The 25,633-nt window shown below is 66.8% G+C and carries 19 protein-coding genes; 7 read left to right on the forward strand and 12 right to left on the reverse strand.

The features are described 5' to 3' along the window. Window positions 1–18: 18 nt before the first annotated feature. From aspS to ACFPME_RS04970, 3 genes are all read right to left on the reverse strand, one after another. Window positions 19–1,791, reverse strand: a complete 1,773-nt coding sequence (aspS, locus tag ACFPME_RS04960) for an aspartate--tRNA ligase (RefSeq protein ID WP_377302617.1) — start codon at window positions 1,789–1,791, stop codon at window positions 19–21. 147 nt (window positions 1,792–1,938) lie between these two features. Then, a complete protein-coding gene (locus tag ACFPME_RS04965) occupies window positions 1,939–2,583 on the reverse strand; it encodes a DUF3011 domain-containing protein (protein ID WP_377302619.1) in 645 nt (214 codons plus the stop codon). Window positions 2,584–2,684: 101 nt separating this feature from the next. Continuing rightward, window positions 2,685–3,011: an FmdB family zinc ribbon protein gene (locus ACFPME_RS04970; protein ID WP_377302620.1), complete on the reverse strand. Its 327-nt coding sequence runs from the start codon at window positions 3,009–3,011 to the stop codon at window positions 2,685–2,687. A gap of 284 nt (window positions 3,012–3,295) precedes the next feature. Between ACFPME_RS04970 and ACFPME_RS04975 the strand changes: the two genes are divergently transcribed. Both ACFPME_RS04975 and ACFPME_RS04980 read left to right on the forward strand, forming a co-directional pair. Beyond that, window positions 3,296–5,740 (forward strand): TonB-dependent receptor plug domain-containing protein, encoded by a 2,445-nt coding sequence (locus ACFPME_RS04975; protein WP_377302622.1) that lies wholly within the window; start codon window positions 3,296–3,298, stop codon window positions 5,738–5,740. A 437-nt stretch (window positions 5,741–6,177) separates the two neighbouring features. After that, a complete protein-coding gene (locus ACFPME_RS04980; protein ID WP_377302624.1) occupies window positions 6,178–6,909 on the forward strand; it encodes a CsgG/HfaB family protein in 732 nt (243 codons plus the stop codon). Window positions 6,910–7,093: 184 nt separating this feature from the next. Here the strand turns inward: ACFPME_RS04980 and clpB are convergent, their stop codons facing one another. Then, complete coding sequence (gene clpB, locus ACFPME_RS04985) at window positions 7,094–9,685, reverse strand: ATP-dependent chaperone ClpB (RefSeq protein ID WP_377302626.1); 2,592 nt, start codon at window positions 9,683–9,685, stop codon at window positions 7,094–7,096. 146 nt (window positions 9,686–9,831) lie between these two features. Here clpB and otsB point away from each other — a divergent pair, with 146 nt between their 5' ends. The 3 genes from otsB (at window position 9,832) to otsA (ending at window position 13,978) form a co-directional block, all read left to right on the forward strand. Beyond that, window positions 9,832–10,623 carry a trehalose-phosphatase gene (gene otsB / locus ACFPME_RS04990; protein ID WP_377302628.1) on the forward strand — a complete coding sequence of 264 codons (792 nt, stop codon included), beginning with the start codon at window positions 9,832–9,834 and terminating at the stop codon, window positions 10,621–10,623. A gap of 9 nt (window positions 10,624–10,632) precedes the next feature. After that, the gene (locus ACFPME_RS04995; protein ID WP_377302630.1) at window positions 10,633–12,486 is read left to right on the forward strand and encodes a glycoside hydrolase family 15 protein; all 1,854 of its coding nucleotides are present in this window, start codon (window positions 10,633–10,635) and stop codon (window positions 12,484–12,486) included. 127 nt (window positions 12,487–12,613) lie between these two features. Next, the gene (gene otsA, locus ACFPME_RS05000) at window positions 12,614–13,978 is read left to right on the forward strand and encodes an alpha,alpha-trehalose-phosphate synthase (UDP-forming) (protein ID WP_377302631.1); all 1,365 of its coding nucleotides are present in this window, start codon (window positions 12,614–12,616) and stop codon (window positions 13,976–13,978) included. 5 nt (window positions 13,979–13,983) lie between these two features. Here the strand turns inward: otsA and pgeF are convergent, their stop codons facing one another. Beyond that, on the reverse strand, window positions 13,984–14,727 hold the full coding sequence (gene pgeF, locus ACFPME_RS05005; protein WP_377302633.1) for a peptidoglycan editing factor PgeF: 744 nt from the start codon (window positions 14,725–14,727) through the stop codon (window positions 13,984–13,986). Window positions 14,728–14,796: 69 nt separating this feature from the next. After that, entirely contained in the window at window positions 14,797–15,771 is a 975-nt protein-coding gene (rluD, locus tag ACFPME_RS05010; protein ID WP_377302635.1) for a 23S rRNA pseudouridine(1911/1915/1917) synthase RluD, read from the reverse strand. A gap of 70 nt (window positions 15,772–15,841) precedes the next feature. Here rluD and ACFPME_RS05015 point away from each other — a divergent pair, with 70 nt between their 5' ends. Next, window positions 15,842–16,708, forward strand: a complete 867-nt coding sequence (locus tag ACFPME_RS05015) for an outer membrane protein assembly factor BamD (RefSeq protein WP_377302637.1) — start codon at window positions 15,842–15,844, stop codon at window positions 16,706–16,708. 181 nt (window positions 16,709–16,889) lie between these two features. On the opposite strand, the gene ACFPME_RS05020 is transcribed toward ACFPME_RS05015, so the two are convergent. The 5 genes from ACFPME_RS05020 to ACFPME_RS05040 all read right to left on the reverse strand — a co-directional run bounded on the left by ACFPME_RS05020 (window position 16,890) and on the right by ACFPME_RS05040 (window position 23,931). Further along, window positions 16,890–18,563: an NAD+ synthase gene (locus tag ACFPME_RS05020; protein ID WP_377302638.1), complete on the reverse strand. Its 1,674-nt coding sequence runs from the start codon at window positions 18,561–18,563 to the stop codon at window positions 16,890–16,892. Between the two features lie 114 nt (window positions 18,564–18,677). Beyond that, a complete protein-coding gene (locus ACFPME_RS05025; protein WP_377302640.1) occupies window positions 18,678–19,700 on the reverse strand; it encodes a LacI family DNA-binding transcriptional regulator in 1,023 nt (340 codons plus the stop codon). 183 nt (window positions 19,701–19,883) lie between these two features. Continuing rightward, window positions 19,884–21,308 carry a sugar porter family MFS transporter gene (locus ACFPME_RS05030; protein ID WP_377302642.1) on the reverse strand — a complete coding sequence of 475 codons (1,425 nt, stop codon included), beginning with the start codon at window positions 21,306–21,308 and terminating at the stop codon, window positions 19,884–19,886. A gap of 334 nt (window positions 21,309–21,642) precedes the next feature. Beyond that, window positions 21,643–23,460 (reverse strand): DNA helicase RecQ, encoded by a 1,818-nt coding sequence (gene recQ / locus ACFPME_RS05035; protein WP_377302644.1) that lies wholly within the window; start codon window positions 23,458–23,460, stop codon window positions 21,643–21,645. A 126-nt stretch (window positions 23,461–23,586) separates the two neighbouring features. Next, window positions 23,587–23,931 carry an MGMT family protein gene (locus tag ACFPME_RS05040; RefSeq protein ID WP_377302646.1) on the reverse strand — a complete coding sequence of 115 codons (345 nt, stop codon included), beginning with the start codon at window positions 23,929–23,931 and terminating at the stop codon, window positions 23,587–23,589. Window positions 23,932–24,026: 95 nt separating this feature from the next. On the opposite strand from ACFPME_RS05040, the gene ACFPME_RS05045 reads away from it, so the two are divergent. Next, the gene (locus ACFPME_RS05045; RefSeq protein ID WP_377302648.1) at window positions 24,027–24,431 is read left to right on the forward strand and encodes a hypothetical protein; all 405 of its coding nucleotides are present in this window, start codon (window positions 24,027–24,029) and stop codon (window positions 24,429–24,431) included. Window positions 24,432–24,446: 15 nt separating this feature from the next. Here the strand turns inward: ACFPME_RS05045 and ACFPME_RS05050 are convergent, their stop codons facing one another. Further along, window positions 24,447–25,559, reverse strand: coding sequence for an inorganic phosphate transporter (locus ACFPME_RS05050; protein ID WP_377302650.1), 1,113 nt, complete (start codon window positions 25,557–25,559; stop codon window positions 24,447–24,449). Between the last annotated feature and the right edge of the window lie 74 nt (window positions 25,560–25,633).

Genomic DNA, 25,633 nt, shown 5'->3' on the forward strand with positions numbered 1-25,633 from the left:
GCACGGGCAATCGCCGGATCAGCCGGCGACCTCCTTGCTGGCGGTCACGCGTACGTGCAATTCCTTCAACTGCGGCTCGCCCACCGGCGACGGCGCGTCGGTCATCAGATCCTGCGCGCTGGTGGTCTTGGGGAACGCGATGACGTCGCGGATCGACTCGGTGCCGGCCAGCAGCGCGGCGATGCGGTCGATCCCGAACGCCAGCCCGCCATGCGGCGGCGCACCGAATTTCAGCGCCTTCAGCAGGAAGCCGAATTTCATCTCGGCCTCCTCGGCACCGATGCCGAGCAGGTCGAACACCGTGCTCTGCATCTCCGGCCGGTGGATGCGGATCGAGCCGCCGCCGATCTCGTTGCCGTTCAGCACCATGTCGTAGCCGCGGCTCACCGCGTTGTGCGGGTCGGCGCGCAGCTGCGCGGCGTCGTCCACCTTCGGCGCGGTGAACGGATGATGCAAGGCGACGAAGCGCTGCGCCTCGGCGTCGTACTCGAACATCGGGAAATCGGTGACCCACAGCGGTTTCCAGCTGTTCTCGACCAGGCCGCGATCCTTGCCGAGCTTGAGCCGCAGCGCGCCCATGAAGTCGGTGACGGTCTTCCAGCCGCCGGCGCCGAAGAACACGATGTCGCCGGTCTGCGCACCGGTCGCCCGGAGCACGCCGTCCAGCGCCGAGTCGTCGAGGAACTTCGCCACCGGCGAGTTGATACCCTCGCGGCCTTTCGCCAGGTCCTCGACCTTGAGCCAGGCCAGGCCTTTCGCCCCGTAGCGCGCGGCATATTCGGCCAGGCCGTCGATGTCCTTGCGCGACAGCGTGCTGCCGCCGGGCACGCGCAGCGCGGCAACACGGCCGCCGGCGTCGTTCGCCGGTTCGGCGAACACCTTGAACTCGATGTGCTTCACCGCGTCGGCGACGTCGACCAGCTCCAGCGCGATGCGCAGGTCCGGCTTGTCCGAACCGAAGCGACGCATCGCCTCGGCCCAGGTCATGCGCGGGAACGTGGCATCGAGCTCGACGCCCTGCACTTCCTTGAACACGTGGCGGATCAGTTCCTCCACGAAGTCCTGCACGTCCTTTTCCCCGACGAAGGCGAACTCGAGGTCGAGCTGGGTGAACTCCGGCTGGCGGTCGGCGCGCAGGTCCTCGTCGCGGAAGCAGCGGGCGATCTGGTAGTAGCGGTCGAAGCCGGCCACCATCAGGATCTGCTTGAACAGCTGCGGCGACTGCGGCAATGCGTAGAACTGGCCCGGATGCACGCGGCTGGGCACCAGGTAATCGCGCGCGCCTTCGGGTGTGGCCTTGGTCAGGATCGGCGTCTCCACGTCCTGGAAGCCGCGCTCGTCGAGGTAGCGGCGCAGCGCCTGCACCAGTCGGATGCGCTTGCGCATCATCGCCTGCATCTCGGGACGGCGCAGGTCGAGGTAGCGGTAGGTCATCCGCATGTCCTCGTTCGGGTTCTCGTGCAGCGCGAACGGCAGATCCTTCGCGGAGTTGAGCACCTCCACCGTGTCGGCTACCAGTTCGATCGTGCCGGTCTTCAGCTTGTCGTTGACCGACACCCGGCGGCGAATCGTGCCGGTGACGCGCAGGCAGTACTCGTTGCCGATGTCGCCGGCGGCCGCAAACCCCGCCACGTTGTCGCGCTCGATGACTATCTGCGCCAGGCCTTCGTGGTCGCGCAGGTCGACGAAGGCGACATGGGCCTGCAGGCGGATCTTGTTGACCCAGCCGCACAGGGTGACGGTCTGGTCGACCAGCGACTCATCGATGAGGCCGCAGTAATGCGTGCGCATGCGCTTGAAACTCCGGGCGGGCCGCAAGGCGGCCGATTCAGATGGAAAAATCAGATGGAAAAGGCCCGGAATCTTACCACCGCGATGCTGGCAGACGGGTCCTGCGCGGCGCCGCGGGACGCTCCGCGGCTACCGGCAGGCGGGTCGTCACCAGCGTCGATCGATCACGAACTGGGCGCGGCAGCCGTGATTCACCCATACCCCGGCGCGGTTCCAACCCCAACTGTAACCTTCGGTGCACCGCGTGTCGGACATCTGATTCACCAGCTGGACGTGACCACGCCGGCCGACATCGACCTCGCACATCTGATAGCGCTTCTTGTTGCTGTCGCACTGCAGGCGGATCTGGCGATCCCAACCCGGGCCGGGGCGCCAGCCACCGCGGTCCTCGCCTCGATGGCCGCCTTGATAGTTGCCCTGATAGTCGTCCCGACGGCTGCCCTGATAGCCGTCTTGATAGTCGCCTCGATCGTCGCCCCGATAGCCGCCGCGGTCGTCGCGATCGTTCCAGCCCCGGCGAGCCTCGACAAACTGCCCGCGACAGCCGCGATCGACCCACAGCCCCTGCCGGTCAACGCCCCAGCTCTGGTCGCGGATGCACGCGCCTTTCGATTCCTGCCGCGCCAGCTCGGCGTCGTTCCATGGCACGGCGCAGCGGTTGAACCGGCCATCGATGCTCTCGCAGCGGATCGCCTGTTGCGATTGAGCCTGTGCAGGCCGGGGCACCGTCGCCGAAAGCGCGGCCAGCAGGCCCGCCGCCGCGCCCAGCAGAATCCTTTGTAATGCATGCATGGCCTGACTCCAAGGTTGATACCGCGTCACCGCGGCTGACAAACCGTACCCGAACCATCACCGGTCGCGGCCGTCGGTTTGCGCCTGCGGCCAGCCGCCATTCAGTCGCTGCCGGTCGCCTTGCTGGCTGCAGGCGCGGGTGCGGGTGCCGGCGTCGCGGCGGGCGGCGCTGGCGTGGCGGCCACGGGAGCCTCCGGCTTGGCTTCAACGCTGGAGCCTTCAGCCAGGTTGCGCTTCTTGTCGCCGTCCTTCTTGAAGTCGGTTTCGTACCAGCCGCTGCCGGCCAGCCGGAACGACGGTGCGCTGACCTTGCGCCGCAGATGTGGCGCATCGCACGCCGGGCAAATGGATGGATCGGTATCGGACAATTTCTGCAGCCGATCGAAACGGTGGCCGCAGCTGCTGCATTCGAATTCGTAGATGGGCATGGAAACTCCAGACAGTCCAGCCCGCGGAGGGTTGGCAGCTGGTCATTATCGGCCCGTCTGGCCGGATTTCAACGTCCCATCCATCCTGTCGCGCCGGGCCTGCCGCGGGAGTAGCCTGCGGCCCTGCAAGGATGGACCGGGCCGGCGAATCGCAATGAGCGGCACTTTGTCATCCGACCAGGCATATCGATATAGCCGTCTATACGTCCATTGACGTGGACGGCTCACCTCACTAGGCTGCGATTGTTGCGACGCAACAGCCCCTGACCCCGGAGAGTTCATTCATGAGCAAACGTCCCCACCCGGTCGCGCCGGCCTGGCTGCCCGCCACCCTGCTGCTGGCCCTGGCCGGCCCTGCCGTGGCGCAGGACACCGGCGCGCCGCCGCCAGCCAAGGCTAAGCAGCTCAGCGCGGTGATCGTCACCGGCACGCGCGCCGACAATCGGACCGAGAGCAGCTCCCTGACGCCGATCGATGTGGTGTCGGCGAAGGTACTGCAGCAGACCGGTACCAGCGAATTGTCCACCGCGCTGGCGCGGATCATCCCGTCGCTGACCTTTCCGCGCCCATCGGCTGCCGATACCGCCGATTCGCAGCGGCCCGCGCAACTGCGCGGCCTTTCGCCCGATCAGGTGCTGGTGCTGGTCGATGGCAAGCGCTGGCATCCGGGCGCGATCATCGTCACCAACGGCGTACTCGGGCGCGGCTCGCAGGCGGTGGACCTCAACACCATCCCGATGGCAGCGATCGACCACATCGAAGTGCTGCGCGACGGCGCCTCGGCCCAGTACGGCTCCGATGCGATCGCCGGCGTGATCAACGTGGTGCTCAAGAAGGGCGCCACCGGCGGCGACGTGGAACTCAGCGGCGGGCAGTACTCGGCCGGCGACGGCCAGATCTGGCAGGGCTCGGCCAACTTCGGCCTGCCGTTGAACAACGACAAGGGCTGGCTGCGTTTCAGCCTGCAGGAAGGCCACCAGAACATCACCAATCGCGCCGGCGTGGATCGCCGGCGCCCGCAGGACGGCGTGCGTCAGCGCTTCGGCGACCCCGCCGTGCGCGATCACAACCTCTTCCTGAACAGCCAGTACGACCTCAGCCCGGGCGTGCAGCTATACGCGTTCGGGCATTACGGCAAGCGCGACAGCACGTCCACGGCATTCTTCCGCAGCGTGACCAACAGCAACTCCGCTCCCACGATCTACCCCGACGGCTACCTGCCGCTGGAAAATTCGGACTCGACCGACCAGTCGCTGGTGGCCGGCCTGCGCGGCAAGACCAGCGGCGGGTGGCGCTGGGACATCAGCGGCAACTACGGCGCCAACCGGGTCTCGTACGCCACCGAAAACAGCGTGAACCGCGCCTTCCTGAATGATTTCGGCAGCAGCCCCACCCGCTTCCATGACGGCATCCTGAAAGCCACCCAGCAATCCTTCGACATCGACCTCGCCAAGGAGCTGTCGGTGGGCTGGCTGCCCAACCCGGTCACCCTGGCCTTCGGCACCGAGTACCTGCGCCAGAGCTACGAGATCGTCGCCGGCGACCCCGCTTCCTACTACGTCGGCACGTCCGGCGTATCCGGCGGCGCGCAGGGCTTCGGCGGCTACCAGCCGGCCAACGCCGGTTCGCATGCCAGGCACAGCGTGGCCGAATACCTGAGCCTGGAAACCAATCTCACCGACCGCCTGGGCACGTCGCTGGCCGTGCGCCACGAGGACTACTCGGACTTCGGCACCACCACCTCCGGCTCGCTGGCCGGTCGCTTCGACTTCACCGACCGCTTCGCCTTGCGCGCCAGCGCCTCCACCGGCTTCCGCGCGCCCTCGCTGGCGCAGCAGTTCTACGCGTATACGCAATCGCTGTACTACGGCCCGGGCAATGCGCCTCCCGGCCTGGCCCCGGGCATCTACAACACCGGCCTGGTCGGCGCCACCAGCCCGATCGCGCTGCTGCTGGGCGGGCAACCGCTGAAGCCGGAAAAGTCGCGCAACTACACCGCCGGCCTGGTGTGGAACCCAGTCGATCCGCTGACCCTCAGCGTGGACGTCTATCAGATCACCATCGACAACCGGGTGACCCTGTCCAGCAACCTGGCGATCACCGCACCGGCCGTACAGGCCTATCTGGCGGCGAACGGCATCACCAACACCAACTACAGCAGCATCGCCTACTTCACCAACGCGGTGGACACGCGCACGCGCGGCGTCGATCTGGTCGGCAGCTACCTGTTCGACTTCGGCCAGGCCGGCACGCTGCAGACCACGCTGAGCTACAACTACAACAAGAACAAGGTCACCGACGTCAAGCCGAATCCCGCGATCCTGGATTCGCTGGGCCTGAACCTCAAGCGCATCGACCGCCGCGACCAGTACGGCCTGCTCGCCGACACCACGCCGCGCAGCAAGCTGATCCTCAATGGCCTGTACAGCGTGGGCAACTGGAGCCTCAACGGTACGCTGACCCGTTACGACAAGTTCACCGCCTACAACTCATCCAACCCCACCTTCGACCAGACCTACGGCAGCAAATGGCTGCTGGACCTGGCGCTGAACTACAGCCTCGACCGCTGGACCTTCAGCCTCGGTGCCGACAACGTGTTCGACACCTATCCGGACAAGGCCTCCGCCGCACTCAACAACGACAACAACGGCACCTTCCCCTACTCGGTGTTCTCGCCGTTCGGCTTCAACGGCGCCTATGTCTACGGCAAGGTGGCGTACCGCTGGTAAGCCCCTGCGGCGGGGAGGAGAAAAGCCCCGGCCGGACCGGGGCTTTTCATTGCCGGCGCCATCGGCAGGCGCCGACGGCGCCGCAGACACCGGCTCCCGCCGCTCCATGTCATCCCCGCCGCCAGCCATTGACGGATTTCGCTGACAGCTTATGCCTCCCGCGCTGACAGCCGGGAGGACGGCAGCTCCGGATAATCGCCCCGCCCAGCGTCAAGTGACGGCCCAGACGGGCCGTCACTTGACAACGCCAATCCAGCATGGACAGCATCCCCCCGTGTTCGCGCGACGGCATCCTCGCCCTCGCCACCCGCGCGACACTCGCCATCCGGCACCAGGGGGATCCAGTACACGACTTGGCACGGCGCAACAGCGCCGGCGTCAGTGCAGGACCGGCAACTGATTGGGGACAGCACCACGCCATCAACTGGAGGGAATCCATGAAACCTGTGAACCGTACAAGCATGCTGGGCGTGGCACTGGCCCTGGCACTGACCATGGGCGGTGCCTCCATGGCCCGCGAGGCGCCGACGATGACCGTCGCCGTGATCGACTTCACGAACGAGACCAGCTCCGCCAACTGGTGGAACGGCGATGTGGGCAGGCAGCTTGCCGACGTGCTCAGCAACGAGCTGAGCGCCACCGGCGACTTCAAGGTGATCGAGCGGCAGAAGATCGACGCCGTGCTGGCCGAGCAGGACCTGGCCGCCTCTTCCCGCATGCGACCGGGAAGCAGCCCGCACACCGGCAACATCACCGGTGCCCAGTACCTGGTCACCGGCAGCGTCAGCGCCTATACCGAGGACACCTCCAACACCGGCGGCGGCCTCAATATCGCCGGCTTCCGGGTGGGCGGCGGCAAGTCGGAGGCATATATCGCGATCGACCTACGCGTGGTCGACGCGGAGACGTCCGAAGTGGTGTATGCGCGCACCGTCGAAGGCCGCAGCTCCAGCGGCGGCATGAACCTGCGCGGTTACATCAGCGGGGTCGGCGGCGACTTTGCCCATGCGAAGAAGACCCCCGCCAGCAAGGCGGTGCGGGCGGCGCTGATCGAGGCCACCGACTACCTCGACTGCACGATGGTCAAGCGCGACGGCTGCGAAGCCCGCTACGAGCAGAAGGAACAGCGTCGGCGCCAGAGCAGCAAGGACACGCTCGACCTCGACTGACGGCTTGCGACGAAGCCGTGCGGCGAACCGGGGGCAGTCCCCGGCGCCGTACAGCATGGCGGACACGGCGGCGTCCCTTTGGCTCTTAGCAGGCCGCGGGGCAGCTCCATGCTGCCCCCGATGGGTCCGCTTCGCGGACTGCGTACTTCCCTGATCGAAGCCGCGCATTCGCGCGCGGCCAACCTCAACCCTTGCGGAACACCAGCTGCCCGCCCTCGGCGGCGACCTCGACCGTGTCGCCCGACTGGAAACGGCCTTCGAGAATCTGTTTGGCCAGCGGGTTCTCCAACTGCTGCTGGATCGCCCGCTTCAGCGGCCGTGCGCCATATACCGGGTCGAAGCCGGTGTTGCCAAGCAGAGCCAGCGCATCGTCGCTGACCTCCATCTTCAGCTGACGCTCGGCCAGGCGCTTCTCCAGATAGGCCAGCTGGATCCTAGCGATGGCGCGGATCTGCGTCTTGTCCAGCGGACGGAACACCACGATCTCATCCAGCCGGTTGATGAACTCAGGCCGGAAGTGCGCCTGCACCACGCCCATCACCGACGCCTTCATCTGGGTGTACTGCTCCTCCGCATCGCCGCCGCTGTCGGCCGCGTCCTGAATCATCTGCGAGCCGAGGTTCGAGGTCATGACGATGACGGTGTTGCGGAAGTCCACGGTGCGGCCCTGGCCGTCGGTGAGACGTCCGTCGTCGAGCACCTGCAGCAGGATGTTGAAGACGTCCGGATGCGCCTTCTCCACCTCGTCGAGCAGGATCACGCTGTACGGCCGCCGGCGCACGGCCTCGGTCAGGTAGCCGCCTTCTTCATAACCCACATAGCCCGGCGGCGCACCCACCAGCCGGCTCACCGAATGTTTCTCCATGAACTCGCTCATGTCGATGCGCACCATCGCGTCGGTGGTGTCGAACATGAACTCCGCCAGCGCCTTGCACAGTTCGGTCTTGCCCACGCCAGTGGGGCCAAGGAACAGGAATGAGCCGTTCGGGCGGTTCGGATCGGACAACCCCGCGCGCGAGCGGCGGATCGCATCCGACACCGCATGCACCGCTTCGTCCTGGCCGACGACCCGGGCATGCAGCGCGTCCTCCATCTTCAGCAACTTCTCGCGCTCGCCTTCCAGCATCTTGTTGACCGGGATACCGGTCCAGCGGCTGACCACCTCGGCGATCTCCTCGGCGGTGACGCGGGTCTGCACCAGTTGAAAATCCTGCGCTTCGGCGGCCTGCGCAGCGGCCAGCTGCTTCTCCAGCTCAGGCAGCTTGCCGTACTGGATCTCGCTCATCCTGGCGTAGTCCTGCTGGCGCTGCGCAGCGTCCAGGTCCTGCCGCGCCTGCTCGATCTGCTCCTTCACCCGCGTCGTGCCCTGCAACGCGGCCTTCTCGGACTTCCATATCTCGTTCAAGTCGGAAAACTCGCGCTCGAGCTTGCCGATGTCGGTTTCCAGGTCGGCGAGGCGCTGCTTCGATTCGCTGTCCTTTTCCTTCTTCAGCATCTCGCGCTGGATCTTCAGCTGGATCAGCCGGCGCTCCAGTCGGTCGAGCTCCTCCGGCTTGGAGTCGATCTCCATGCGGATGCGCGAAGCGGCTTCGTCCATCAGGTCGATCGCCTTGTCCGGCAGCTGGCGATCGGCGATGTAGCGGTGCGACAGCGTGGCCGCGGCGACGATCGCCGGGTCGGTGATCTCGACGCCGTGATGCACCGCGTAGCGTTCCTTCAGCCCCCGCAGGATCGCGATGGTGTCTTCCACCGACGGTTCGCCCACGAAGACCTTCTGGAAACGCCGCTCCAGCGCGGCGTCCTTCTCGACGTACTTGCGGTATTCGTCCAGCGTGGTGGCGCCGATGCAGTGCAGCTCGCCGCGGGCCAGCGCCGGCTTGAGCATGTTGCCGGCATCCATCGAGCCCTCGGCCTTGCCGGCGCCGACCATGGTGTGCAGTTCGTCGATGAACAGGATCACCCGGCCTTCCTGCTTGGACAGGTCGCTCAGCACCGCCTTCAGGCGCTCCTCGAACTCGCCGCGGAACTTCGCACCGGCGATCAGCGCGCCCATGTCCAGCGCCAGCACGCGGCGGTCGCGCAGGCCCTCGGGCACCTCGCCCTTGATGATGCGCTGGGCCAGGCCCTCGACGATGGCGGTCTTGCCGACGCCTGGCTCGCCGATCAGCACCGGGTTGTTCTTGGTGCGCCGCTGCAGCACCTGGATGGTGCGGCGGATCTCCTCGTCGCGGCCGATCACCGGGTCCAGCTTGTTGTGCTCGGCACGCTCGGTCAGGTCGATGCAGTATTTTTCCAGCGCCTGGCGCTGCTCCTCGGCGTTCTCGCTCTGCACCTTCTCGCCGCCGCGCAGTTTCTCGATCGCCGCTTCGAGATTTGGCTTCGTCGCACCTGCCGCTTTCAGCGCAGCGCCCAGCTCACCCTTGTCGTCAAGCGCCGCCAGCACGAACAGCTCGCTGGCGATGAACTGGTCGCCGCGCTGCTGCGCCAGCTTGTCGGTAAGGTTGAGCAGTCGGTTGAGGTCGTTGCCCAGATTGATGTTGCCCTCCTGCCCGCTGACCCTCGGCAACCGCTCCAGCATGTCGTTGACGCGCTGCTGCAGCGTCGGCACGTTGACCTGAGCCTGGGTCAGCATCGGAGCGGTCGAGCCGCCCTGCTGGCTGAGCAATGCGGCCATCACGTGGGCCGGTTCCAGCATGTTGTTGTCGCGGCCCACGGCCAGCGACTGCGCGTCAGCCAGCGCCTGCTGGAAACGCGAGGTGAGTTTGTCCATCCGCATGGTGATGATTCCGTCTGGTGATTTGCGCCTGAGGATCCGACTGCCGCCCCGTCACTGCCAGCAAAGTGCGGTCGCTGCGTGGCGAATCAAGCTCACCGCGCGCGCACAGAGACGATTTTCACATTCGGTTTGTTAGGGTGATGACGATGTCAACGGCCATCCCCGCTATCGCCTGCGCACCTCGCGACCCGCTGCCACCGCCCCCCTTGCCCGACGCCGGCGCGTGCTGGGCGGTATTTCTGGACGTCGATGGCACCTTGCTCGATTTTGCGGACGACCCGCTGTCGGTCCGCCCCGGCGCCTCGCTGCTGGCGCTGCTGCATGCACTGCACCAGGCGCTCGATGGCGCGCTGGCGCTGGTAAGCGGGCGTGAACTGGCCGACCTCGATCGCATGTTCGCCGCCTCGCACTGGGCCGCTGCCGGGCTGCACGGGCTGCAGTTGCGCCACGCCGATGGCGGCCGCAGGAACTTCGCGGTCGTCCCCGCGGATCAGGCGCACATGCGTGAGGCCGCGCGAGCGTTGGCCGGGCATTTCGAAGGCGTGCAGATGGAGGATAAACAGGCAGCAATCGCCCTGCATTGCCGCCGCGCGCCAGCCCAGTGGGCGTCGCTGCACGAAGCGGCAGCGGCACTGGTGGCACAGCTGCCCGGCTACGAATTGCAACCGGGCAACCTGGTGCTGGAGTTCAAGCCCGTCGGCATGGACAAGGGCCACGCCGTGCTCGAGCTGCTGCAGCGCGCGCCCTTTGCTGGTCGTCGGCCGGTCTACCTGGGCGACGACCTCACCGATGAACACGCATTCGCCAGCATCAACAGCCGGCACGGACTCAGCGTCCGGATCGGCACCCGTCAGCCCAGCCTGGCGGAGTTCACCTTGCCTGGTCCCGCCGCGGCGGAAGCCTGGCTGTCCCGCGTCCTCGACGCGCTCACACATTGAGCCCCGCCCATGCCCGATTTCCCGCAGGAGAGTACGCGAACGGATAGCGCGCCGAAGGAGCGTGCACCGACGGAGATTCCGCTGCGCGCCAGCCTCGAGCTGGGCGTGATCGGCAATGGCAGCGTCGCCGCCCTGATCGATCGCGAAGCACGCATTGTCTGGTGCTGCCTGCCGCGCTTCGATGCCGATGCCAGCTTCTGCTCTCTGCTTTCGCCCACGCGCGGGGGCGGCGACTGGGTGATCGAGTTGGAGGACCTCGAACGCACCGAACAGTTCTACCTGGTCAATACCGCGGTTCTGGTGACACGGTTGTTCGATCACCATGGCGGCGCGATCGAGATCACCGATTTCGCGCCGCGGTACCGCTCATATGGACGTCTATATCATCCCGAGATGCTTGTCCGCCGGGTGGCGCCCCTCAGCGGATCGCCCCGGATACGCGTGCGGATGCGCCCGCTATGCGACTACGGCGCACGCGTGGCGCAAACCACCTCGGGCTGCAACCACATCCGCTACTTGCTCAGCGACGTGGTGCAACGCCTGACCAGCGACGTGGCCACGCCGCTGATCGAGCGCGGCCTGGCTTTCGGCCTCGACCGGCCCGCGCATTTCGTGTTCGGCCCCGACGAGACGCTCAACGACAATGTCGCCGACTTCGTCCACCTGGCGCTGGAGCGCACGCTGGACTACTGGCGCGAATGGGTGCGCTACCTGTCGGTTCCCTACGAATGGCAGGCCGCGGTGATCCGCGCGGCGATCACGCTGAAGCTGTGCCAGTACGAGGCCACCGGCGCGATCGTGGCGGCGCTGACCACTTCGATCCCGGAGTCCGGTGGCACCGTGCGCAACTGGGACTACCGCTACTGCTGGCTGCGCGATGCCGCCTTCACCGTGCGCGCGCTCAACCGGCTGGGCGCCACGCGCACGATGGAGGAGTACATCCGCTTCGCGTTCAACCTGGTCGCCAGCAAGGAACTGACCGAGCTTGGCCCGGTGTTCGGCATCACCTTCGAAAGCGAACTGCCCGAACGTCAGGTGGATACCCTCCAGGGCTATCGGGGGATGGGCCCGGTTCGGGTCGGCAACGATGCCTGGCGGCAACGGCAGAACGACGTCTACGGCTCGGTCGTGCTCGCCTCGGCGCAGCTTTTCTTCGACTGCCGGCTGGAGCATCGCGGCGACGAGGTGACGTTTCGCCGGCTCGAACGGATGGGCACGATGGCGCTGCGCATGGCCGAGCAGACCGATGCGGGGTTGTGGGAATATCGCGGCCGCGTCGCCGTGCACACTTACTCCGCCGCAATGTGCTGGGCCGCCTGCGATCGGCTGGCGCACATCGCCACCGAACTGGGGCTGGACGACCGCGCGCGCTACTGGCACGAGGAGGCGGTGCAACTGCACGCGCGAATCGAGGCGCGGGCGTGGAACGAAGAGCTGGGCCACTTCGTCGATGCCTATGACGGCGAACACCTGGATGCCAGCCTGCTGCTGCTGGCCGACATCGGCTTCGTCGAAGCCAGCGACCCCCGCTTCATCGCGACCGTCGATGCGATCGGCGCCGCTCTGGGCCGGGGAGACTATCTGTTCCGCTACCTCGCACCGGACGATTTCGGCGCGCCGGAAACCAGCTTCAACATCTGCACGTTCTGGTACATCGAGGCACTCGCCGCCACCGGCCGCAAGGAACGGGCGCGGGCGATGTTCGAGCACATGCTGAAGCAGCGCAATGCGCTGGGACTGCTGTCCGAGGACATTGCGCCAGCCAGCGGCGAGCATTGGGGCAACTACCCGCAGACCTATTCGATGGTCGGCCTGATCCAGGCCGCAATGCGGCTGTCTCGACGCTGGGAGGATGCGTTGTGAAGCGGCCAATGGGTAGCCTGGAGTCGGGCATCGGGACTCCGCAGCGAGTCCGTCGGCCGCGCGATCCGGGTCGGCCTGAAGATCAGGGCAGCGCCGTCGGTGGCGCGCCGCGCCGGGAGCCCTCCCGATGAGTCGCCTGATCGTGGTGTCCAATCGCGTCGCCCTGCCGCGCCAGGCCGCCGCTGGCGGCCTGGCCTCGGCACTGCAGGCGGCCCTGCGCGAACACGGCGGCCTGTGGTTCGGATGGAGCGGAAAGCTGGCCGCCGAGACCGCCGCCGAGGTGCACCGGTTGCGCGACGGAATGGTCGACTACGCCACCGTGGACCTGTCGCGCGCCGACCATGCCGATTTCTATCTCGGCTTCGCCAATGGCGCACTGTGGCCGATCCTGCACTACCGGCCTGACCTGGTCGATTATCAGCGCAGCCATCTGGCAGGCTATCTGCGGGTCAACGAGATTTTCGCCGACCGCCTGCGGCAGCTCATTGCACCCGACGACGTCATCTGGGTGCACGACTACCACCTGATTCCGCTGGCCGCGATGCTGCGCAAACGCGGGGTGAGGAACCGCATAGGCTTCTTCCTGCACACGCCGCTCCCCGCCGCTGGCCTGCTGATCGCGCTGCCTAACCATCGCGAGCTGCTGGAAACGCTGGCCAGCTACGACCTGATCGGCGTGCATGCGGCCCGCGACCTGCGCGCACTGGAGGATTATTTTCTGCACGAAGCAGGCGCCACGATGCGCCGCGACGGTCGCATGCGCAGCGCGAACGGACGTCTGTTCCGTGCTGCGGCGTTTCCGATCAGCATCGACACCGATGGCATCGCCGAGATGGCGCGCGCCGCCTTGTCGAACCGTGAGATCGGCCAGTTGCGCGACAGCCTGGAAGGCCGCCTGCTGATCATCGGCGTCGACCGGCTGGACTATTCCAAGGGGCTGCCCCAGCGATTCCAGGCGTATGCGCGGCTGCTCGAACGCGAGCCCGCGCTGCATCGGCACATCACTTTCCTGCAAATTGCACCACCCTCCCGTGGTGCCGTGCGGGAATACCGGCAGATCCGCCGCGAGCTGGAGCGCAGCGCCGGCCACATCAACGGCAAGTACGCCGCGCCGGACTGGGCGCCGGTCCGTTACATCAACAAGTCGTTCCCGCATCGCTTGCTGACCGGCTACTACCGCAGCGCCCGGGTCGGCCTGGTGACCCCGCTTCGCGACGGCATGAACCTCGTCGCCAAGGAGTACGTGGCTTGCCAGGACCCGAACGATCCCGGCGTATTGGTGCTCTCGCGCTTCGCCGGTGCCGCGGAAGAACTCACCGATGCCCTGCTGGTGAATCCCGCCGACACCGAGGAAGTCGCTGACGCGCTGCAGCGTGCGCTCGACATGCCGCTGGCCGAACGCCGTCAGCGCTGGAACGCGATGATGACGGTGCTGCAGAAGCACGACATCACCGCGTGGCGCGTTGCGTTTCTGCAGGCATTGGGGCGCTGAGGTTCCTACGCGAGCCAGATCAGGCTGGCGAACCGGCCGCTGCGGGCACCATCGCGGCGGTAGGAATAGAAACGTGGATCGGCGCGCGTGTCGAAACCGCCGCCGTGGATCCGCGTGAGGCCCGTCGCCGCCAGACGCTGGCGCGCCAGTCCGGCCAGGTCGCAGCGCCAGTGTCCAGGGCGGGTCGACATGAAGCAGGCCGCTGCGTTCGCGCCGCGCGCCATGAACGCGGCGCGCACTTCATCGCCCACCTCGTATGACGCCGGGCCGATGCACGGACCCAGCCAGGCCAGCAGGCGCGCGGCCGGCGTCTGCAACTGTTGCACCGTGGCTTCCAGCACGCCTTCGGCCAGGCCCCGCCAGCCGGCATGCGCCGCGGCGACCTCGCTGCCGTCATCGGCACAGAACAACACCGGCAGGCAGTCCGCGGTGAGAATCGAAAGCACGGTGCCGCGAATGTGTGACACCGCGGCATCCGCCTGCGGTTCGTCGGCACTGCGCAGCGGCCCGAGCTCGGCCACGTTGACGCCGTGCACCTGGCGCAGCCAGCGTGGCGCCGCCGGCAAGGCCAGCGCCTGCTGCAACGCACTGCGGTTGGCGTCCACCACATCCGCCGCCTCCCCGCTGCGCAGGCCGAGGTTGAAGCGATCGTACGGCGGCGCGGAGATTCCCGGACCCTGGCGTGTGGTGACGGCCGCATGTACCTGCGGCGGCGCTGGCCAGTCGGGGAAAATCCAGGTCTCGGTCATCAGATCCGGAAATCGGAAAGGGGGAGTTGAAAGCATCGCATACGCGCTGCTCCGGTTTCTGCCGCTGCCTCAATAGTGATCCGAACCGTGCTCGGCCAGATCGGCGCGCAGCGCCTCGATCAGCGCCAGTTGATCGGCCGGCCGCTCGGCAGTGAACGAGAGCGCCTCGCCAGTGGCCGGATGCAGGAACGACAGCTTCTCGGCATGCAACGCCTGCCGGCGGAATCCGCGCAGCACGGCGATCAGCTCGGGGCTGGCGCCCTTCGGCAACTTGAGGCCGCCGCCGTACAACGGGTCGCCGATCAGCGGATGGCCCACGTGCGCCAGGTGCACGCGGATCTGATGCGTGCGGCCGGTCTCCAGCTGGCACTGCAGCAGGCTGTGCGCCCGGAACCGTTCGCGCAGCCGATAGTGGGTTACGGCGCGCTTGCCGTCCTCCTCGTCACGCACCGCCTGGCGCAGGCGGTCGCCCATGCTGCGGCCGATCGGCTCGTCCACCGTGCCGCCGGACACCATCGTGCCGAGCACCACCGCCTCGTACTGGCGCTCGACCTCGTGCCGCGACAGCAGGTCGATCAGCGCCGTACAGGTCGGCAAGGTCTTCGCCACCACCATCAGGCCGGAGGTGTCCTTGTCGAGCCGGTGCACGATACCGGCGCGCGGCAGCTCGGCCAGCTTCGGATAGTGGTGCAGCAACCCGTTCAGCAGGGTGCCGGCCGGATTGCCGGCGCCGGGGTGTACCACCAGCCCGGCCGGCTTGTTCAGCACCAGCAGGTGTTCGTCCTCGTGCACGATGTTCAGCGCAATGTCCTCGGGCGCGCTGGTCACCTCGGTTTCCAGTTCGACCTGCAGCCGTACCTGCTCGCCACCGCGCAGCAGTTGCCGCGGCGGCGCCTGCGCGCCGTCGAGGGTGACCGCCCCGGACTTGATCCAGCCGCTGAGCCGCGAACGCGAATAGTCCGGGAACATCTCGGCCAAAGCCTGGTCGAACCTGCGTCCTGCGGCGGCCAGCGGCACCTCGGCCTCGTGCCGGATGGTGGTCATGCCATGCTCCGCGGGCCGCGGCCGGTTTCGGCTATCATGCCTTTTCGTTCAAACATCCGAATTCATTCCTATGCGCCTACCAATGGGCTTGTCCAAGCTGCCGATGTTCAAATTGCCTGCCCTCAAGGTGCTTGCCGTGCTCGTGCTCGCCGTGGCGATGAGCGCCTGTTCGATGTTCAAGGCAAAACACGACACCATCGACAACATGCCGGTGGACGCGTTGTACAACAACGCGCATGCCTCGATGGAAAATGCCGACTACTCCGCCGCCAGCAAGGCCTACCAGCGCCTGATCGCGCGCTTCCCGTCGGGTGAGTACAACGAACAGGCCCAGCTCGACCTGGCCTACTCGCAGTACAAGGACAACCAGCCGGATGATGCCTTGTCGACCGTGAACCGCTTCATCAAGACGTATCCGACCAACAAACATGTCGATTATGCCTATTACCTGCGCGGCCTGATCAATTTCGATCGCACCAGCGGCGTGATCGAACGCTTCATCGGCCGCGGCGGCTCCGAAGCCCGCCGCGACCAAGGCTACAACCTGCAGGCGTTCGACGACTTCTCCGAGCTGTCGCGGCGCTTCCCCGACAGTGCGTACACCGCCGATGCACGCCAGCGCATGATCTACCTGCGCAACGTGCTGGCCCAGTTCGAGATCAACGTGGCCGAGTTCTACCTGCGCAACAAGGCTTACATCGCCGCGGCCGATCGCTCGCAGTATGTGATCGAGCATTACCAGCAGGCGCCGCAGACCGGCGACGCGCTGGCGATTCTCACCCGCAGCTACCTGGCGCTGGACCAGAAGACCCTGGCCGACCAGTCCCGCCAGGTGCTCGCGCTGAACTACCCGAACCACCCCTATCTCAGCGACGCCAAGTGGCCGCATGCGCCGTCCACCCTGCGCAAGCTGGTGCCGTTCTCGGGCCATCATTGAGCGGCGCCGGCGTCCCTCCGGGACGATGACGGTGCGGGAAGGTGCCCGCGTGGATACGCAACAGAGCCGGCCTTATGGCCGGCTTTTTTCTTGGACCGGCCGGCCCCACGCTCAGGGGAAAGAGGCCAACGCGCCCTACGGATGGCCTCGTTGTCCTCGTGGCAACCCTCTGCTTCGAGGGTCAACGCCACCCTGAAGTAATCGGATAGCGCCGCTCACGGCCGAACGCGCGGGTTGTCGCCCGCGGGCCGGGCGCCGCCTGCCGGCGCTTGAACTCGTTCAGCAGCACCAGCCGCACCACACGCTGCACAGTGCCGGCGTCATGGCCCGCCGCCACGATGTCGGCCTGCGACTGCTCGCCCTCGATGAAGCGTTCGAGAATCGCATCCAGCTCGTCGTACGGCGGCAGCGAGTCCTGGTCGGTCTGGTTGTCGCGCAACTCCGCCGACGGCGGGCGGTCGATCACTTCCATCGGAATCGGGAACCCCACGGGCGCACCATGGGCATCGGGGTCTTGGTTGCCCGTTCCCTCTTCCCTGCCCGCGGCCTGATTGCGCCAGCGCGCCAGCCGGTACACCACCGTCTTGTAGACATCCTTCAGCGGCGCATAGGCGCCGCACATGTCGCCATACAACGTGGCATAGCCCACCGCCATCTCGCTCTTGTTGCCGGTCGCCAGCAGCAGGCGGCCGTGCTTGTTGGAGAGCGCCATCAGCATCACGCCACGGGTGCGCGACTGCAGGTTCTCCTCCGTGGTATCGACAGCCTTGCCCCCGAACGCCGGCGCCAGCGCGGCCAGAAAGGATTCGCAGGTCTGCTGGATCGAGATCACGTGGTAGTCCACGCCAAGCATGTCCGCCTGCGCGCGTGCGCCGTCCAGCGACAGCTGCGAGGTGTAGCGTGTCGGCATCATCACCGCGGTGACGCGTTGCGCACCCAGCGCATCGACCGCCAGCGCCAGCGTCAACGCCGAGTCGATGCCGCCGGAGAGCCCCAGCAGCACGCCGCCGAAACCGTTCTTGTCGATGTAGTCGCGGATGCCGCGCACAAGCGCGGCATACAGCGTGGCTTCGACCGAGCTGTCGGCGGCCAGCGGCCAGTTGTCCGCATGCAGCGTACGGGTGGCCGGATCGAAGGTGGCCCACAGCAACGCGTCGACAAATGCCGGTGCCCGCGCGGCAATCGAACCATTCCCGTTCACCAGCAGCGAGGCGCCGTCGTAAACCACCTCGTCCTGCCCGCCGACCATGTTGACGTAGGCGATTGCACAACCGGTTTCCAGCGCGCGCGCGACCAGCACGGCTTCGCGATCGGCCTGCTTGGCCCCATCCCAAGGCGACGCATTGATCACCAGCAGCAACTCGGCACCCGCCGCCGCGGCCTGCGCCGCGGGCTCCGGCTGCCACACGTCCTCGCAGATCAGCAGTCCGATGCGCACGTGGTCGACCAGCAACGTGACCGTTTCATGTCCGGGGCGGAAATAGCGCTTGTCGTCGAACACGCCATAGTTCGGCAACGCCTGCTTGTGCGCGGTGCACTCCACCCGACCGTCGCGCAGCACGCTGGCGCCGTTGTAGACCTCGCCCTCGCTGTGCGGATGGCCGATCAGCGCAACGATGCCGTGCGCCGCGGTCGCCAGCGCGGCCAGTTCACTGGCGCAGGCAGCAAGGAAGCTCGGGCGCAGCAGCAGGTCCTCCGGCGGATAGCCACTCAGGGCCAGCTCCGGAAAGGCGATGAACGCCGCGCTCCCGGCGCTGGCCTGCGCCATCAGCTCGCGCGCCCTGGCCGCGTTGGCGGCCACGGCGCCGACGGGAAAATCGAACTGGGCCAGCGCGAAGCGGAATGGAGTAGTCATGGGCGCAATGCCGAGGGGAATTGCCCATGATAATGGGCATGGAATCTTCGGGCACGGCGCCTGCTTTCAGGGGCGCGCCAGGCGAACGGGGAGCCATTCCCGCGAAGCATCCGCCTAGCGCAGGCTTGAGCGCCGCACCATCAGCTTCACGGGCAGTACTTCGCTGTCCACCGGTTCGCCGCGGATCAGCGCAAGCAGGCTGTCGACGAGGACTTCGCCGGCCTGCCGGGTGTCCTGCAACACGGTAGTAAGCGGCGGGTTGACGAAGCTGGCGGTGGCGATATCGTCGAAACCGACCAGCGCGACGTCCTGCGGCACGCGCAGACCGTGATCGCTGAGCGCGCGCATGGCACCGATCGCGATCAGGTCGCTGGCGGCGAATACGGCGTCGAAGCCCACCTCACGGGTGATCAGCATGCGCATCGCCTCGTAGCCGGAGCGCTCGGTGCTTTCGGCGTTCTGTTGCAACGCCGGGTCGACCTCCACGCGCGCCTGCTGCAGGGCATCCACGTAGCCGCGATAACGGCCGAAGAACTCCGGATAGTGGCTGGATGCATCGCCGAGGAAGGCGATGCGCTGACAGCCCCGTTCCAACAGATGCTCGGCTACCGCCTGGCCGCCACGAAAGTTGTCGCAGCCGATCGACACGCCGGGCTGGTCCGGCAGCACGGCGCCCCAGCGTACGAAGCGCGTGCCCTGGGCAACCAGTTTTTCCAGCTTGTCGGTATACGCCAGATAGTCGCCGTAGCCGAGCAGGATCAGGCCGTCGGCCTTCTTGCTGTCGGCGAAGTCGGCGTGCCAGTCATGCGAGAACTGCTGGAACGAGATCAGCAGGTCATAACCCTGCAGCGCGCAGGCGCGGGTGATCGAGCCGAGCATCGACAGGAAGAATGGGTTGATGTGCGATTCGTCGGCGGTGGGGTCTTCGAAAAACAAGAGCGCCAGCGTGCCTGCATGCATCCGGCGCAAATTGGAGGCGTTCTTGTCGACCTTGTAGTTCAGCTGTTCGGCGGCAGCCTGGATGCGCCGCCGGGTTTCCTCATTGACCAGCGGACTGCCCCGCAATGCACGCGACACCGTGGCCTGGGACACCCCGGTGAGGTGGGCAATGTCGATCGATGTGGCTTTTACCTTCATCGGTGGCCTGATCCGGGAGGGTCTGATCGGACAACGTGACACCAGCCGGCAGCTGACCGGTCACTCCGAATCCTAACCGCTTTGCGCGGCGGCTGTCGCAATCCGTCCGGCGCTGCCCGGTGCAACGCCAGTGATGGGGCACCACGCCGGCAGCACTGGCGCAGGCCGGGTGGTGCACCGTCCTCACGCGCGCATGTCCTCCAGCTCGATGCCCTTGGTCTCGCGCACCCCGGCGAGCACGAACAGCAGCGACAGCAGCGCAAAGCCTGCGTACAGGCCGTAGGCGAAGCTGAGGCCCAGCTCGGCCAGCGCCGGGAACGTGCTGGTGATGGCGAAGTTCGCCAGCCACTGCGCCGCCGCAGCCACCGCCAGCGCGGTGGCGCGGATCCGGTTCGGGAACATCTCTCCCAGCAGCACCCACACCACCGGCCCCCAGCTCACGCCGAAGAACACCACATAGGCATTCGCGGCGACCAGCGCGACCATGCCGGTCGCGCCGGGCAGGCTCAACGTGGCACCGCTGCCGGTGGCCTGCGAAAAGCACCACGCCATCGCGCCCAGGGTGATCGCCATGCCGGCCGAGCCGACCACCAGCAGAGGCTTGCGCCCGATGCGGTCGACCAGCGCGATCGCCACCAGGGTCACCAGCACGTTGACGATCGAGGTGACCACGGTGATGGTGAATGAATCGGCCTCGCTGAAGCCGACCGAATGCCACAAGGTGGACGAGTAGTAGAAGATCACGTTGATGCCCACGAACTGCTGGAACACCGACAGCAGGATGCCGATCCACACCACCGGCAGCAGGCCCGCCGCCTTGCCCCGCAGGTCGCTCAGGCGCGGCTTGTGCTCCGAACGCAGGCTGACTTCGATATCGCTCAACTTGGTGTCCAGCGCCGCCTCGCTGTGCATGTTCAGCACGCTGCGCAGCACGGCCCGCGCTTCGGCCAGACAGCCCTTGGCCACCAGGTACCTCGGCGATTCAGGCACGCCCAGCACCAAGGTGCCGTAGATCAGCGCCGGCAGCGTCGCCACCAGGAACATCCAGCGCCACGCCGCCAACCCCAGCCACAACGGCGCCGCCGCGCCGCCAGCCACGCCGGCCAGCCACGCATCGCTGAGCAGCGCGGCGAAGATGCCGAGCACGATCGCCAGCTGCTGCATCGAGCCCAGCCGGCCACGGATATACGCCGGCGATACCTCGGCGATGTAGGTCGGTGCGATCACCGAAGCCACGCCCACGCCGATGCCGCCGACCAGCCGCCATGCGATCAGGCTCCACACGCTCCAGGCCAGGCCCGAACCCAGCGCGGCAGCCACCAGCAGCACGGCCGCCACCTGCATGGTGCGCACGCGGCCGAAGCGGTTCGCCAGCATGCCGGCATACCATGCGCCCAGCGCCGAACCGAGCAGGGCGCACGACACTGCGAAACCGGTCTGCGCCGCATCCAGCGCGAAGCCGCCACGGATCGCGTCGACGGCGCCATTGATCACTGCCGTATCGAAGCCGAACAGGAAGCCGCCCAGCGCCGCCGCTGCCGAAATCAGCACCACCCGCACGGTGGCGCGTTGGCCCAGCCCATCACCTGTCGCGTCTACTGTGCTCATTGCGTCTCCCCACGTCATGGCATCGAAGATGTGCGTCCGAGTCTGCACTGTGGTCTTTCCACTGTCCGGCTGAATACGTATGCAGCGGCCGCGCCGGTACGTCTTGTATCGCAGAACCCGTCCCGCTTCCAGCAACTGCCCCTCATCCCGCTCCGTTCACCCAGAGCATGGCCAAGCGCACGGGCAGCAGCCAAGTGGAGGGCTGCTCGTTCGGCAGCGAAGAAGCCGGAAGGCCGCGGCCCGAAGTGCGCAGCCCTTCGACCTCAACCCGGCCGACCCGCGCTTGAGGTGAACGACCCGAGCTTGAGCAGGAGAGCCGGCCACAAGGCGAGAGTCATCCCGCCGGCGCGTTGATCACCGCGAGGAAATCGCGTCCATAACGCTTGAGCTTGGCTTCGCCGACGCCGCTGATGGTGGCCAGCTCGCCCTCGTCCGCCGGCAGCGCGCGCAACATCGCCAGCAAGGTGGCATCGTGGAATACCACGTACGGCGGCACACCTTGCTGCTTGGCCAGCTGCGCGCGCAGGGCGCGCAGTTCATCCCACATCGACTGCTCGTAGGCTTCGATGCCGAGGCTGCCGCCGGTGGGGACCTTGCTGTCACGGCGACGGCGGCTGCCGCGCTCGGGCCGGGCATCCTCGCGCAGCTTCACCGGTTTGCTGCCGCTGAGCACGGCGCGACTGGCGGCGGTGAGGCGCAAGGTGCCGTAACCCTCGGCGTCGGCTTCCAGCAGGCCGGCGGCAAGCAGTTGGCGAAACACCGAGCGCCATTGCTTCTCGTCCATCTCGGCACCGATGCCGAACGTGCTGAGCTGATGATGATGCAGACTCAGCACGCGCTCGGTTTCCTCGCCGCGCAGCACGTCGATCACATGACCGGAACCGAAGCGCTGACCCGTGCGATACACCGCCGACAACGCCTTCTGCGCGGGCACCGTGGCGTCCCAGGTTTTCGGCGGCGCAACGCAGTTGTCGCAATGACCGCAAGGGCCGGCATAGATCTCGCCAAACGTCCCGAGCAGCAGCTGGCGACGGCAATCGGTGGCCTCGGCGTAGGCCAGCAGCGATTCCAGCTTCTGCCGCTCGACCCGCTTGCGGTCGTCGGCCGATTCGGACTGCGCGATCATCTGGCTCATGGTGACCACGTCGGACAGGCCGTAGATCATCCACGCCTCGGCCGGCAGGCTGTCGCGGCCAGCGCGACCGGTCTCCTGGTAATAGCCCTCGATGCTGCGCGGCAAGTCCAGGTGCGCCACGAAACGCACGTCAGGCTTGTCGATGCCCATGCCGAACGCGACGGTGGCAACCATCACCACGCCATCCTCGCGCAGGAAACGCTTCTGATTCTTCGCCCGCGTCGGCGCATCGAGACCGGCGTGATACGGCAGGGCCTCGACACCCATCTCGGCCAGCCATTCGGCAGTGTCGTCCACCTTCTTGCGGCTCAGGCAGTACACGATGCCGGATTCACCCTCATGCCCCTGCAGGAACTCGGTGAGCTGACGCTTGGCGTTGTGGCGCAGGCCGACCCGGTAGCCGATGTTGGGCCGGTCGAAGCTGGAGACGAACTGACGGGCAGCCTGCAGCGACAGCCGCTCGACGATCTCGTCGCGCGTACGCGGATCCGCGGTGGCGGTAAGCGCAATCCGCGGCACCTGCGGAAAGCGCTGGTGCAGGATCGCCAGCTCGCGGTATTCGGGGCGAAAATCGTGTCCCCACTGCGACACGCAATGCGCTTCGTCAATCGCGAACAGCGCCACCTCGGTACGTTCCAACTGGTTCAGGAAGCGCGAAGTGAGCAGCCGCTCGGGCGCCACGTAAAGCAGGTTCAACTCACCCGCCAGCAGCTGTCGCTCGACCTCGCGCTGCTCTTCGGCACCCAGGCTGGAGTTGAGATACGCAGCGGCCACGCCGGCTTCGCGCAAGGCGTCGACCTGATCCTGCATCAGGGCGATCAGCGGCGACACCACGATGCCGGTGCCCTGGCGCAGCAGCGCGGGAATCTGGTAGCACAGCGACTTGCCGCCGCCGGTGGGCATCAGCACCAGCGCGTCGCCGCCATCGTGCAGATGTTCGACGACCGCCTGTTGCTGGCCGCGGAAACTGGGGTAACCGAAAACGCTTTGAAGCAGGTCGAGGGCGGTAGCATTCATCGGCAACATGGTAACAAACCACATGCAGACAGCCGTCGGCGCGGCGCCCATTCGTCAGTAGCCGATGGGCTTGCACGCCGTACGTGGATTCACCGCGAGCACCCTCACCCGTGGTGAGGCGCGTGATCAGAACGACGGCATGCCCCACAGCGCACGGTCGAGATCACCGTCCAGGCCGAAGCGCGACAGCGGCACGCGGCCGTTCCGGACCTCGACCCCTTCGGCGCGCAGCAGGCGGGACTGCTCGCGGAACCCGCGACTGCCCGGCGGCATCGCGATGTGCCCGCTCGAACGCAACACGCGGTACCACGGCAACGTCAAACCTTCGGGAACCTCGCCCAGCAGCCTCCCCACCAGCCGCGCCCGGCCCGGCACGCCGGCACGGGCCGCGATGGCGCCGTAGCTGGCCACACGGCCGGGTGGAATCGCGGCGATGGCGGCGTAGATGCGGTTGGCGACCTCAGGGTTCATGCCGATTCATTCCGACTGGATTCATTCGAACTTGACGCGACGCAGGCAGGCAGACGTGGCAGAGTAGCAGCGCCCCCGCCAGCGGAAGCCGCCGCATGCGTCACTTCGAAGCCGTGCGTTCCCACATCGGCAGCCAGCACGAGCTGCGTCACAACGATCCGTATCTGATCAGTTTCGATCTTGACCTGGCGCAGGACCGTTGCCAGGGCATCTATCTGGCGGAACTGGAGGACGAATCGGGGCGGCGCTACCTGCGCATATCCACGCCAATCGGACCGCTCTCCGGCACCGATCCCAACCGCTGCCTGCGCTTCAACTGGCAGCAGCGCACCGGTTTTCTGGCGGTTGCCGACCTGGACGGTTCACCCTATCTGCACCTGTGCGAAAACCGTCCGTACGAGTTTCTCGATGCCGCCGAGCTGCAGCGCGTGGTGCGCGAACTGGGCGTGCTCGGCGATCAACTGGAACAGGTGATCGCCAACGGCAGCGACTCGCTGTAGGAAAAACGGGCTCCGTCAGAACACCAGCCGGAACACCATCACCAGCCCGTAGGCCAGCAGCGCGGTGATCGGCAGGGTCAGGATCCACGCCCACACCATCCTTTCGACCACCGACCAGCGGATCGCGTTGAAGCGCTTGGCCGCCCCCACGCCCATGATCGACGCCGAGACATTGTGGGTGGTCGACACGGGAATGCCGAACGCAGAGGCAGTGAGGATCACCAGCGCCGAACTGGTCTCGGCCGCAAAGCCATTGATCGGATGCAGCTTGACCATCTTGTGGCCCAGCGTCTTGATGATGCGCCAGCCGCCACCGGCGGTGCCGGCGGCCATGGTGAGCGCGGAGACCACCTTCACCCAGACCGGGATGGCGAAACCGCCGGCGGGATTCTCGGCGATGCGCAGGAAGCCCAGCCAGGCCGGCAAGTGATCGAACTGATGCGCCGCGGTGGCGCCGGCCAGCGCCAGCGCGATGATGCCCATGCTCTTCTGCGCGTCGTTCATGCCGTGTGCCACGCCCATCGCGCTGGCCGACACGATCTGTGCCTTGCCGAAGAAGAAGTTGACGAATGGCGTGCGTCCGAACCGGCGCGACCAGCCCTGCCGGTTCGCGAACCACGCCAACAGCGCATACAACCCGCCCATCAGCAGGAAACTGATGATGAAACCTGCGGCCGGCGACAGCACCATCGGAATGATCACCTTGGGGATCACGCCATGGCCTTTCAGCCAGCTGCCCTCGACCCAGATCACCGAAGAGAAGTTGTTGTCCGACGCGGCCAGTGCCGCGCCGACCAGCGAACCGACCAGCGCATGGCTGGAGCTGGACGGCAGGCCCAGCCACCAGGTGATGAGGTTCCACACGATCGCCGCGAGCAGCGCGCAGATCAGCAACTGCGAGCTCATCTCGATCACGCCGGCATTGATCAGCCCGGAGGCGATCGTGGCCGCCACCGCAGTGCCCATGAACGCACCGACCAGGTTGGTGCCAGCCGCCAGCAACACGGCCTGGCCGGGGGTGAGCACCTTGGTCGCCACCACGGTGGCGATGGAATTGGCAGTGTCGTGAAAACCGTTGATGTAGGTGAAGACCAGCGCGATCACCACCACGGCGATGACGATGCTCATGCGCGCCCCCCGGTCGGGCGCACGCGGAGATGCGGTGCCGGCAGCACGATGGCCGGCGAATGCGGGATGCGCAG

This window comes from Rhodanobacter umsongensis (assembly GCF_042654965.1).
Classification (GTDB): domain Bacteria; phylum Pseudomonadota; class Gammaproteobacteria; order Xanthomonadales; family Rhodanobacteraceae; genus Rhodanobacter; species Rhodanobacter umsongensis.

Coding starts and splice junctions, on each gene's coding strand:
- aspS (WP_377302617.1), bottom strand. CDS start 1,791: ATGCGCACGCATTACTGCGGCCTCATCGATGAGTCGCTGGTCGACCAG.
- ACFPME_RS04965 (WP_377302619.1), bottom strand. CDS start 2,583: ATGCATGCATTACAAAGGATTCTGCTGGGCGCGGCGGCGGGCCTGCTG.
- ACFPME_RS04970 (WP_377302620.1), bottom strand. CDS start 3,011: ATGCCCATCTACGAATTCGAATGCAGCAGCTGCGGCCACCGTTTCGAT.
- ACFPME_RS04975 (WP_377302622.1), top strand. CDS start 3,296: ATGAGCAAACGTCCCCACCCGGTCGCGCCGGCCTGGCTGCCCGCCACC.
- ACFPME_RS04980 (WP_377302624.1), top strand. CDS start 6,178: ATGAAACCTGTGAACCGTACAAGCATGCTGGGCGTGGCACTGGCCCTG.
- clpB (WP_377302626.1), bottom strand. CDS start 9,685: ATGCGGATGGACAAACTCACCTCGCGTTTCCAGCAGGCGCTGGCTGAC.
- otsB (WP_377302628.1), top strand. CDS start 9,832: ATGTCAACGGCCATCCCCGCTATCGCCTGCGCACCTCGCGACCCGCTG.
- ACFPME_RS04995 (WP_377302630.1), top strand. CDS start 10,633: ATGCCCGATTTCCCGCAGGAGAGTACGCGAACGGATAGCGCGCCGAAG.
- otsA (WP_377302631.1), top strand. CDS start 12,614: ATGAGTCGCCTGATCGTGGTGTCCAATCGCGTCGCCCTGCCGCGCCAG.
- pgeF (WP_377302633.1), bottom strand. CDS start 14,727: ATGACCGAGACCTGGATTTTCCCCGACTGGCCAGCGCCGCCGCAGGTA.
- rluD (WP_377302635.1), bottom strand. CDS start 15,771: ATGACCACCATCCGGCACGAGGCCGAGGTGCCGCTGGCCGCCGCAGGA.
- ACFPME_RS05015 (WP_377302637.1), top strand. CDS start 15,842: ATGCGCCTACCAATGGGCTTGTCCAAGCTGCCGATGTTCAAATTGCCT.
- ACFPME_RS05020 (WP_377302638.1), bottom strand. CDS start 18,563: ATGACTACTCCATTCCGCTTCGCGCTGGCCCAGTTCGATTTTCCCGTC.
- ACFPME_RS05025 (WP_377302640.1), bottom strand. CDS start 19,700: ATGAAGGTAAAAGCCACATCGATCGACATTGCCCACCTCACCGGGGTG.
- ACFPME_RS05030 (WP_377302642.1), bottom strand. CDS start 21,308: ATGAGCACAGTAGACGCGACAGGTGATGGGCTGGGCCAACGCGCCACC.
- recQ (WP_377302644.1), bottom strand. CDS start 23,460: ATGAATGCTACCGCCCTCGACCTGCTTCAAAGCGTTTTCGGTTACCCC.
- ACFPME_RS05040 (WP_377302646.1), bottom strand. CDS start 23,931: ATGAACCCTGAGGTCGCCAACCGCATCTACGCCGCCATCGCCGCGATT.
- ACFPME_RS05045 (WP_377302648.1), top strand. CDS start 24,027: ATGCGTCACTTCGAAGCCGTGCGTTCCCACATCGGCAGCCAGCACGAG.
- ACFPME_RS05050 (WP_377302650.1), bottom strand. CDS start 25,559: ATGAGCATCGTCATCGCCGTGGTGGTGATCGCGCTGGTCTTCACCTAC.